This is a genomic window from Sphingomonas sp. Mn802worker (assembly GCF_000382485.1).
Classification (GTDB): Bacteria; Pseudomonadota; Alphaproteobacteria; order Sphingomonadales; family Sphingomonadaceae; genus Sphingomonas.
This window is the reverse complement of sequence record NZ_AORY01000001.1, coordinates 335,328-345,738: the sequence shown is the minus strand read 5'-3', so window position 1 is coordinate 345,738 and position 10,411 is coordinate 335,328. Positions and strand designations below refer to the sequence as shown.

Sequence of the window (10,411 nt, the reverse complement as noted above, 5' to 3'; positions counted from 1 at the left end):
ATGGTCTCATACCTAGATCAGTAGGTGCTGTTTTAGCGGCACACTGGTATCAGCAAGTATGATAGGGTTGGCATGGGCGCCCGCCTCAATCAGTTTGCGGCCTTGGACGTAGTCCTTCACGTTGTTGACCGCATCGATCGCGATCAAACGCCCCTCATTCATATATGCAACCGAGAAGGATCGCGTTGCCGGATCGCCGCGTATCACGCTTTGATCGAAGCCGGCCGATACGCCAGCGGTCTGCAGCTTCAGGTCATATTGGTTCGACCAGAACCAGGGGAAGGCGACGTAGGGCCGAGCGTCACCGATGATGCCGCGAGCAACACAGGTCGCCTGATCCATCGCGTTTTGCACCGATTCGATCCGCATCCGCACGCCTCCTGAGTGGATGCTCGCAAACGCGGCGCAATCGCCGATAGCGTAGATATGAGGAAGCGAGGTACGGCAATGGGCGTCGACATCGACGCCATTGCCGCCTGCGGCACCGGCGGCAAGCAACGGCTCTACCGCGGGGGTGATGCCGATGCCGACGATCACTGCATCTGCGGGCAGCACGGTGCCGTCGGCCAGTCGTACCCCATCGACCCGGTCCGATCCCAAGAGGCAGTCCACCGCGACACCCGTTCGCAGGTCGACGCCGTGCTCGCGATGCTCCCGTTCATAGAAGCTCGACAGCTCCGGTCCAGCGACACGCGCCAGAACGCGCGGCAATGCTTCAAGCAGCGTTACCCGGCAGCCGAGCTTGGTCAGAACTGCAGCCGCCTCCAGCCCGATATAGCCGCCGCCGATCACGACGATCGTGCGCGCGCCATCGTCGATCTCCTTCATCAGTTGATCGCAGTCGGCACGCGTGCGCACCGCATGTACACCGGCGAGCGTAGCGCCCGCACAAGTCAGCCGGCGTGGTTCCCCGCCAGTCGCCCAGACGAGATTGTTATACGTCACGTTCCGACCGTCGGAGAGCGACAGCCGCCGGGCCGCGGGATCGACGGCCATGGCCGCGACGCCGAGCTCCATCGTCACTGCCTTGTCCTTCCAAAAGCCGGCGGGGCGTATGTAGAGACGGTCGAAGCTCTTCTCGCGCGCGAGATATTCCTTTGAGAGCGGCGGTCGTTCGTACGGCAGTTCCGGCTCGCGACCGATCATCGCGATCAAGCCGGCGAATCCGTGCTGGCGCAGCGCGATCGCGCATTGCGCGCCGCCATGCCCGGCTCCCACGATCACCACGTCATATCGCTCAGTGGTCTCGGCTTCCGTAGTCATAACGTTCTTTCGATGACATTTTGCGCGTTGGTGAAGGGCGTCGACGGTCTTACCTTTGTCTCACCAGCGAACGGTCGATCAGGCAGCACGTTCATAGCTTGCCGGGCTTGATACGTTCAATCCGGTCACGCCTAAGACGGGTGACAGTGCAGCGATGGTCTCGGTTTGCTGACAAACGGGTTCAGTATCTCTGGCGACATCGTTCCTTTGGCTATTGCGCAGGTGGGTGTTCGCGCAACATCGCCAACACCTGCCCGGCCAGTTGCTTCGAGCAGATCAGCAGATCGGGAACATACACGTCCTCCATGTTGTAGCGAAGCGGCGCGCCATCAATGCGTGAACAATGCAGCCCGTGCGCCAGCGCGACCGCGACCGGCGCCATCGAGTCCCATTCATACTGGCCGCCGGAATGGAGGTAGATGTCGGCCTCGCCGCGTACCACCGCCATCGCCTTGGCACCCGCCGATCCCATGGGTACGAGCGTGGCGTAGAGCCGCGCGGCGATCGCGACCGCCTCATGCGCGGGGCGCGTGCGGCTGACCACTATGCGCAGCGGATCGGCGGGTGGTGGCAGCGGGTTGGGCCGGTCGGAGCGCAGCACGACCCCGGCATCGGGCAGCGCCACCGCGCCGATCATGGGCACGCCGTCAACCGCGAGCCCGACGTGTACCGCCCAGTCCGCGCGCGCTTCGCCATATTCGCGCGTGCCGTCGACGGGATCGACGATCCACACGCGGGATTTACCAAGCCGTGCGCCGTCGCATTTCGCTTCCTCCGAGAGGAGTCCGTCATTGGGCCGCGCATCGCGCAGCGCATGGACGAGGAAGGCGTTGGCGGTCTGGTCTCCCGCCTTGCCGAGCGCGGCCGGCGAGAAGACGCCGCTTTCACGCACATCAAGGAGGATGCGTCCGGCGGTTTCGGCGAGGTGCGCGGCGAGACCGGCGTCGTCGAGCCCGCTCATGGGATCAACCTAGCCACGATCGCATCCGCTGCTTGCTCCGCGGTCATGCCGGTAGTGTCGATGCGGATTTCCGGATTGTCCGGCGCCTCGTAGGGGCTGTCGATTCCGGTGAAGTTGGCGAGCTGGCCTGCGCGCGCCTTGGCGTACAGACCCTTGACGTCGCGCGCCTCGGCCTCGGCGAGCGGCGTGTCGATATGCACCTCGAAGAACTCGCCCGGTGCCACCATCTGCCGCACCATATCCCGCTCGGCGCGGAACGGCGAGATGAAGGCGGTGATGACGATCAGTCCGGCATCGGTCATCAGTTTGGCGACCTCGCCGACACGGCGGATGTTCTCAACCCGATCGGCGTCGGTGAAGCCGAGATCCTTGTTGAGGCCGTGGCGCACATTGTCCCCGTCGAGCAGAAAGGTATGGCGGTTCATCCGAGCCAGCCTCTTTTCGACCAGATTGGCGATCGTCGACTTTCCCGCACCCGACAGGCCGGTGAACCAGAGCAAGGCGGGCTTCTGGTTCTTCATCCCGGCATGGTGGTCGCGGCCGAGATCGACCGGTTGCCAATGGACGTTCTGCGACCGACGCAGGCTGAAGTGCAGCATACCTGCCGCTACCGTCGCGTTGGTCAGCTTGTCGATCAGGATGAAGCCGCCGAGCGCGCGATTGTCGGCGTAGGGTTCGAAAACGATCGGCTTGTCGGTCGACAGATTGGCGACGCCGATTGCGTTCAGGTCGAACGTCTTGGCCGCCAGTTTCTCCATCGTGTTGACAGCGATCTGGTATTTCGGCGCCTGTACCGTTGCACTCACCATCTGCGTGCCGAGTTTCAGCCAATAGCCGCGCCCCGGCAGCATCTCCTCGTCGGCCAGCCAGACGAGCGTCGCCTCGAACTGGTCGGCGGCCTGCGGTGGTGCGTCGGCCGCGGCGATTACGTCACCGCGCGAACAGTCGATCTCGTCGGCCAGCGTCAACGTCACCGACTGACCCGCGACCGCATTGCCCAGGTCGCCGTCAAAGCTGACGATTCGCTCGACAGTCGAGGTTTTGCCGGAGGGCAGCACACGCACCTTGTCACCCGGAGCGATCCCGCCGGTCGCGATCAGGCCGGCGAAGCCGCGGAAATCGAGGTTTGGCCGATTGACCCACTGGACCGGCAGCCGGAACGGCTTCGCGCGATCGCGTTCGGCATCGATCTCGACCGTTTCGAGATGTTCGATCAGCGACGGTCCCTCGTACCACGGCATGTTGGCCGAGCGAGCGGTAATGTTGTCGCCCCTGAAGCCCGAGATCGGCATCGGGGTGAAATCGGTGATGCCGATGCTCGCCGCGAACGATCGATAATCGGCCACGATCGTATCGAATTTTTGCTGGTCGTAGCCGACCAGGTCCATCTTGTTCACCGCCAGCACGAGGTGACGAATGCCGACGAGGTGCGCCAGATAGCTGTGCCGTCGCGTCTGCGTCAGCACGCCCTTGCGCGCGTCGATCAGGATGACGGCGAGATCGGCGGTCGAGGCGCCTGTCACCATGTTGCGGGTATATTGCTCATGCCCCGGCGTATCGGCGACGATGAATTTGCGCGTCTCGGTCGCGAAGAAGCGGTAGGCGACGTCAATCGTGATGCCCTGCTCGCGCTCGGCGGCCAGACCGTCGACCAGCAGCGCGAAATCGATCTCCTGTCCCTGGGTGCCGACCCGCTTGGAGTCGTTCTCCAAAGCCGCAAGCTGATCCTCGAAGATCATTTTAGAATCGTAGAGCAGCCGGCCGATCAGCGTCGACTTGCCGTCGTCGACCGATCCGCACGTGATGAAGCGCAACAGGCTCTTGTTGCGATGTCGCTCCAGATAGGCGTCGATGTCCTCGGCGATCAGCCGGTCGACCTGATAAGCGCGATCGTCTGACGGCACGTCGGCGGGCATGGTGCTGGCCATCAGAAATACCCCTCCTGCTTCTTCTTCTCCATGCTGGCGGAGCCCGCGTCCTTGTCGATCGCGCGACCCTGCCGCTCGCTCGTCGTGGTCAGCAGCATCTCCTGAATGACGTCGCTGAGCGTCGCAGCCTCGCTCTCCACCGCGCCCGTCAGCGGGTAGCAGCCGAGCGTCCGAAAGCGGATCGACCGCTCGACCGGCACCTCGCCCGGGTTCAGGCGAAAACGATCGTCATCGACCATCAGCAGCATGCCGTCGCGCTCGACCGTGGGACGGGGTGCCGCGAAATACAGCGGCACGATCGGGATATTCTCGAGCTGGATATATTGCCACACATCGAGCTCGGTCCAGTTGGAGATCGGGAAGACGCGGATCGACTCGCCCTTGGCTTTGCGCGTGTTGTAGAGGTTCCACAGCTCGGGACGCTGGTTCTTCGGATCCCAGCGATGATTGGCCGAGCGGAAGCTGAAAACGCGTTCCTTGGCGCGACTTTTCTCCTCGTCACGCCGCGCGCCGCCGAAGGCTGCGTCGAAGCCGTGGAGATCAAGCGCCTGCTTCAGCCCCTCGGTCTTCCACATGTCGGTGTGGAGCGGGCCGTGATCGAACGGATTGATCCCGCGCTCCTTCGCTTCGGGGTTTTGGTAGACGAGTAGCTCCATGCCGGGGTCGCGTGCGATCTGATCGCGCAGCGCGTACATCGCGCGGAACTTCCATGTCGTGTCGACGTGCAGCAGCGGAAACGGCGGCGGCGACGGGAAGAAGGCCTTACGCGCGAGATGCACCATGACGGCTGAGTCTTTACCGACGGAATAAAGCATCACCGGCTTCTCGCACTCGGCAACAACCTCGCGCAGGATATAAATACTCTCCGACTCCAGCCGCTGGAGATGGTTCAGGTCGGTCATGGCGGCACTCCTTTGCGGATGGAACTTCCTTGCCCTGCAGCGTTGCGAAAGCACCTCCCATATGGGAGGTCGGCTAACGATGGTGTTATCACGGGTCGACCGGGACGAGTTGCTGTTGACGCTTTATGCGCTCGACGAGGCGACACCGTTTGCGATGTTCCTCGAACGGCTTCGCCGCCGCACACGCGCGCGTGAGACGTTCGTGATCACGCGTAGCGATACGTCTGGCTGTAAGGCCTACGTGTCCCGTGACGCGAGCGGGAGACAGCTTTCTCCCTTGTCGCCTGAGCTGCTGCGACCGCTGCGCTCCGGGCGGCTCTATGATCTTGAAGGGCTAAGCGAAGGAGAGAGCGGAAAATCGATCCGTGCGGCGAGCAGCCGGGGCGATATCTGGCTGGGTATTCGTGGCGGCGCGCCCGACAGCTTCGACGCCGGTGATGGCGCGTTGTTGTCCGCATTGGTCTCGCACGTCGCCATTGCCTTTACCAATCTTGCCCGCTTCCACGACGGTCAGGTCGCGCTCGCCGCCGCACGGGCGGCGCTCGACCGGGCGGGCGTAGGGTGGGCGGTGCTCGACGAACATGGAGAGGCGGACGGGCATTCAGGTCTCGACGCGTCGGCGCGGCAGCGCGCCGCGCTGGTCACGGCCATCCATGCCGGAGCGGAGTTGGCGGCGGCGGGGCAGACGATCGCGCTGCCGTTCGCAACGGCCGGGCAGGGCGCGGCGGTTGCGCTTTACCGTAAGCCCGTGCAGCCGATCGACCGCGCCGCTGCGTTCGCGGCCGCCTACGGCCTGACGTGGGCGGAGGCGCGGATGGCTGTCGCGCTGGCTGAGGGTGCGTCGATCGTCGAGGCTGCCACCAGGCTCAACATCACCGAACAGACCGCGCGGCATTATTCGAAGCGGCTGTACACCGCGACCGGCACGCGCGGGCAGGCCGAATTGGTGCGCCTTGTCTGGACGAGCGTGGCGGCGCTGGCGTGAGCAAGGGCGTGGCGAGAGTCTTGGTAGATCTGGTCGCTCCAGTGTTTGAGGCATGGGGAGCGCGCTGAAAATGCCGGCTCGCTTGTTCCATCTCGCCTGACCCGCCGGCCACGACACCGCTGTCACAGAAGCTTCATCTCTGCGTCATCAATACTTCCCTTTTCAAGGCTAGCCGGCCGCCTGTGAAGCACGATCCGCGTGAGCATGGGATCGGCGAAATCCGGGGGAATGATCGTGTCGAAGACGTCGACCGGCAGGGCGTTGCGCCTTGCCCTGCTTGCATCGTGCGCCATTGCTACGCCCGCGCTCGCGCAGGACGTGGCGGGGATCGTCGCCGATAGCACCAATACGCGCACGCTGGCTGGTGCCGAGGTGCGGATTGTCGAGTTGGGCCGCGTGACGGAGGCGGCGCGCGACGGCAGCTTCCGCTTCACCGACGTGTCGCCCGGCAACTACACCATCGTCGTCCGCTACGTCGGCGCGGCATCCGAGACGCGGCGCGTCACCGTGCCCGCGACCGGCGTCGTCAGCGAGAACTTCGCACTGACCGCCTCCGACGGGACCGATCGTGGGGCCGACATTCTGGTCGTCGGCCTCGCTGCCAACCAGGCGAGCGCCTTGTCGCAGAAACGTGCCGCCGATGGCGTCGAAAGCGTGCTGTCGCGCGATGCGATTGGGCAGAACCCCGACCAGAACGTCGCGGAAGCGCTGCGCCGCGTGCCTGGCGTGTCGATCCAGGACGACCAGGGCGAAGGTCGCTTCGTGGTGCTGCGCGGGCTCGCGCCGGCGTTGAATTCAGTGTCGATCAACGGTGCGCGCATCCCGTCGCCCGAGGCCGACAACCGTGCATTGGCGCTCGACACGGTGCCAAGCGAATTGGTCCAGTCGATCGAGGTCAAGAAGACGCTGACACCCGACATGGACGGCGACACGATCGGCGGCTCGATCGAGATCAAGACGACCAGCGCGTTCGACCGTAAAAAGGACCTGTTCAGCGTCTCGCTCGAGGGATCACGCAACGACCTGCGCGACAAGTGGAGCCCGAAGGGTGCGGTCGATTTCTCCAAGCTGCTGAGCGACGATTTCGGCATCTCGGGCGGCTTCTCTTACTATCGCCGGCGTTTCGGCACCGACAGCGTCGAGGCGAGCGACTGGACGCGGGCGGGTGCGGGGGCGGGCACGGGCGTCGCCTATCCGGCGCAGCTCGATTATCGTGCCTATGACGTGGTGCGCACGCGCATCGCCGGCGCCCTGTCGCTCGACTGGCGGCCGAGCGACACGACGACGATGTATGCGCGCGGGATCATCAACAGCTTCCGCGACGACGAGTTGCGCAGCCGGTTGCGCTTCAACTTCACGCCGGCACCGGTGATGGGCGATACGGCAAGCGCGACCTTCGCCTCGGGCGCGGGCTCGGCCAATCGCGTCCGTGTGCGGCGCGAGATGAAGGATCGCACCGAGATACAGAATGTCTACAGCGTGACGACAGGAGGCGAGACGCGCGCCGATCTGTGGACGCTGACCTATCAGGGCAGCTATTCCTATTCGGAAGAACAGGAGCCGAACCGGCAAGACACGATCTTCGATCGCCGTTTCCAGAACGGCGCGAGCCAGTTGAACGTGACGCTGACCGGCCTCGACACGCAAACGCCCGAATACGGCACCAGCAACGACGCGCTGTTCACCAACCGTAGCGATCCCTTGTCGAAGATCGAGACTACCGACGGGCTCAGCACCGACCAGGAATATGCCGCCCGGCTCGATATCGCGCGCGAAATCCCGTTGTCGGCGGGGTCGTTGGAGGTGAAGGCGGGCGCCAAGGGGCGCTTCCGCAAGAAGCAGTACGACCTCGACTTCAACAGCTACGATGCGTTGACCACCGGTAGTTTTCCGACGCTCGCCGGACTGTCGCGCTCGATCGGCGACAAGGGGTTGGTCGACATGAACCCGGCGGTCGACCCGCTGCTGGTGCGTGGCTGGTTCAACGCCAATCGTGACCGGCTGGTGCGCAACGCCGACGACAGCGATCTCGACAGCCTGTCGGCGGCGTACCGCGTCGACGAGGATATCTACGCCGGCTACGGTCAGCTGCGCTTCGACAACGGCGCCCTGCGTGCAGTCGGCGGTGTTCGCATGGAGCATACGCGCAACAAGATGCGCGGCAACTCGCTCGACACCGACAGCCTCGTTGCGACCGCGGTCAACGTCGACCGCTCATACACCAACTGGCTACCAAGCCTGAACTTGCGGTTCGCGCCGATGAGCAAGGTCGTGCTGCGCGGCGCGGTGACGCGCAGCCTGTCGCGCCCCAACATCTCCGATCTGGCGCCGCGTTTCTCGTACAATGAGACGGACGGGGAGGGGACCTTCGGCAACCCCAATCTGCGGCCGTACCGGTCGTGGAACTATGACGCGGCGGCGGAATGGTATTTCGCCTCCAACGCGCTTGCCGAGGTGACCTTCTTCCACAAGGACGTGTCGGACTTCATCTTCGACACGCGGCTGGCCAATTACAATTACACCGGGATCATCATCAATCAGGTGACAACGCCGCAGAACGGAGTGACCGCCAGGGTGACCGGCGTGGAGCTCAACCTGCAAGCGTCGCTCAGCTTCCTGCCGAGCCCGTTCGACGGACTGCTGGTGGGCGGCAACTATACCTATGTCGACACAAGGGCGAAAATCATCGAGGGGGATGGTGTTCGTCGTCGTATTACGCTGCCCGGCTCGTCGAAGCACATCTGGAACGCGAGCGTCGGCTATGAGAAGGGAGCGTTGCAGCTGCGCGCCAGCGGCACATACCGCGGACGCTATCTCGACGAGGTGGCGAGCGGCGGCGTCGGCGACGTCTATGTCGACGATCGCCTGCTGTTCGATGTCGGCGCGAAGCTGCGCGTCGCCAAGGGCGTGCAGGTGACCGCCGATTTCATCAACGTCGGCAACGAGCCGTTCGATCGTTATTATACCGGCACCGTGGCTGGTGGACGCCGGCTGACGCAGCATGAGGAATATGGATGGACCGGCAAGTTCGGCTTCAAGGTGACGCTGTGATGCGCGCCGCAAAGACGCTTGCGACGCTCACCGGCGCGGCGTTGCTGTCGGCGGCGGCGCCTCCTCCAACCCCATCGTCGGGCGAGACCGTCGAGCGTGTCGTGATGGTGATGCGCCACGGCGTGCGCCCATCGACCAAGTTCCCGGCGACCCCCGTCGGCACGACGCGCGAGCCGTGGTCGGCGTGGTCGAGCGAGGCGGGCGACCTGACGCCGCACGGCGCCGCCGCGGTCCGGCTTCTCGGTGCGTACGACCGCGGGTTGTTGGTCCAACAGGGGCTGCTGCCCGCCACCGGCTGTGCGGGCATAGGCACGATCTCGGCCTGGGCGAGCGGCGCGTCGCGTGCGATCAAGACCGGTCACGCCTTCCTCGAAACATTGCAGCCGGGCTGTCAGGTGGCGCTCGACCATCCCGCAAGCGAGGATGAGGACGAGACGTTTCACCCGGCGGACGCGGGCCTGGCAATCGATGGCGAAAAGGCACTCGCCGCCGCGCTGCGCATTGCGCCCGCGGGCGGCATCGACGCCGAGGTCGCGCGCAACGCGGACGCGTTCCGCGTGCTCGAACGCGTTGTCGGCTGCTGCCCCGACAAGTCTTGCGACACCGGAACGAACAAGAACGTCGCACCCGCGCCGTGCACCGCCGCGGAGCGCCGCTCGCGCCTTGTCGCGGAGGCGGGCGACAAGCCCGACATGAAAGGCGCGCTGTCGTTCGCCTCGACGGCGGGGCAGACGATCCTGCTCCAGTATCTGGAGGGCATGCCGATGGCGCAGGTCGGCTGGGGGCGCGCCTCTGCCGCCGACATCCGCACGATGCTGCGCTTCCATCCGATCAAGTTCCGCTACGAGACGCGGCCGCCCTATGTGGCGCAGCGACTGGCCGCCCCGCTTGCGCGCCGCATCCTCGATGCGGTTGCGGGGAAATCGGGCAAGGTCACGCTGTTGTTCGGCCACGACACCAATCTGGCGGCGCTCGGCGGGTTCTACGACCTGCACTGGACCATGGCCGACTATCCGGCGGACGATATCGCACCCGGTGGCGCGATCGGGTTCGAGGTGGTGCGAGCGCACGACGGACAGCGCTATGTCCGCGCGTTCAGCCAGGCGCAGTTGATGGATCAGGTGCGCGGACTGACGCCGCTGACGGCGGCGCAGGCGCCTGATCGCCGGATCATCGCGATCCCGGGTTGCGGCGCCGACCGCTGCACGCTGGAAGCGTTCGAGCAGCTGACGACGGACAAGTTGAAGCCGCCATCGATATAGGCTCGTCAGGCGTTGCGGTGATCGAGGACGATGTGGTCGAGCCACTGTCGTCTTTGAGC

Annotated in this window: 7 protein-coding genes; 3 read left to right on the top strand and 4 right to left on the bottom strand. The window is 64.8% G+C overall.

The window, feature by feature from the left end; all coding sequences use genetic code 11:
- Window positions 1–12: 12 nt before the first annotated feature.
- The 4 genes from SMN802W_RS0101715 to cysD all read right to left on the bottom strand — a co-directional run bounded on the left by SMN802W_RS0101715 (window position 13) and on the right by cysD (window position 5,054).
- On the bottom strand, window positions 13–1,263 hold the full coding sequence (locus SMN802W_RS0101715) for an NAD(P)/FAD-dependent oxidoreductase (protein ID WP_019515154.1): 1,251 nt from the start codon (window positions 1,261–1,263) through the stop codon (window positions 13–15).
- A gap of 211 nt (window positions 1,264–1,474) precedes the next feature.
- Window positions 1,475–2,224 (bottom strand): 3'(2'),5'-bisphosphate nucleotidase CysQ, encoded by a 750-nt coding sequence (locus SMN802W_RS0101710; RefSeq protein WP_019515153.1) that lies wholly within the window; start codon window positions 2,222–2,224, stop codon window positions 1,475–1,477.
- Complete coding sequence (gene cysN / locus SMN802W_RS0101705) at window positions 2,221–4,152, bottom strand: sulfate adenylyltransferase subunit CysN (RefSeq protein ID WP_019515152.1); 1,932 nt, start codon at window positions 4,150–4,152, stop codon at window positions 2,221–2,223. The genes SMN802W_RS0101710 and cysN overlap by 4 nt, the downstream gene beginning before the upstream one ends.
- On the bottom strand, window positions 4,152–5,054 hold the full coding sequence (gene cysD, locus SMN802W_RS0101700; protein ID WP_019515151.1) for a sulfate adenylyltransferase subunit CysD: 903 nt from the start codon (window positions 5,052–5,054) through the stop codon (window positions 4,152–4,154). The genes cysN and cysD overlap by 1 nt, the downstream gene beginning before the upstream one ends.
- Before the next feature lie 79 nt (window positions 5,055–5,133).
- Between cysD and SMN802W_RS0101695 the strand changes: the two genes are divergently transcribed.
- From SMN802W_RS0101695 to SMN802W_RS0101685, 3 genes are all read left to right on the top strand, one after another.
- Complete coding sequence (locus SMN802W_RS0101695) at window positions 5,134–6,039, top strand: helix-turn-helix transcriptional regulator (protein ID WP_019515150.1); 906 nt, start codon at window positions 5,134–5,136, stop codon at window positions 6,037–6,039.
- A gap of 234 nt (window positions 6,040–6,273) precedes the next feature.
- Window positions 6,274–9,090 carry a TonB-dependent receptor gene (locus SMN802W_RS0101690; protein WP_083925529.1) on the top strand — a complete coding sequence of 939 codons (2,817 nt, stop codon included), beginning with the start codon at window positions 6,274–6,276 and terminating at the stop codon, window positions 9,088–9,090.
- Window positions 9,090–10,352, top strand: a complete 1,263-nt coding sequence (locus tag SMN802W_RS0101685; RefSeq protein WP_019515148.1) for a histidine-type phosphatase — start codon at window positions 9,090–9,092, stop codon at window positions 10,350–10,352. The genes SMN802W_RS0101690 and SMN802W_RS0101685 overlap by 1 nt, the downstream gene beginning before the upstream one ends.
- The last annotated feature ends 59 nt before the right edge of the window (window positions 10,353–10,411 follow it).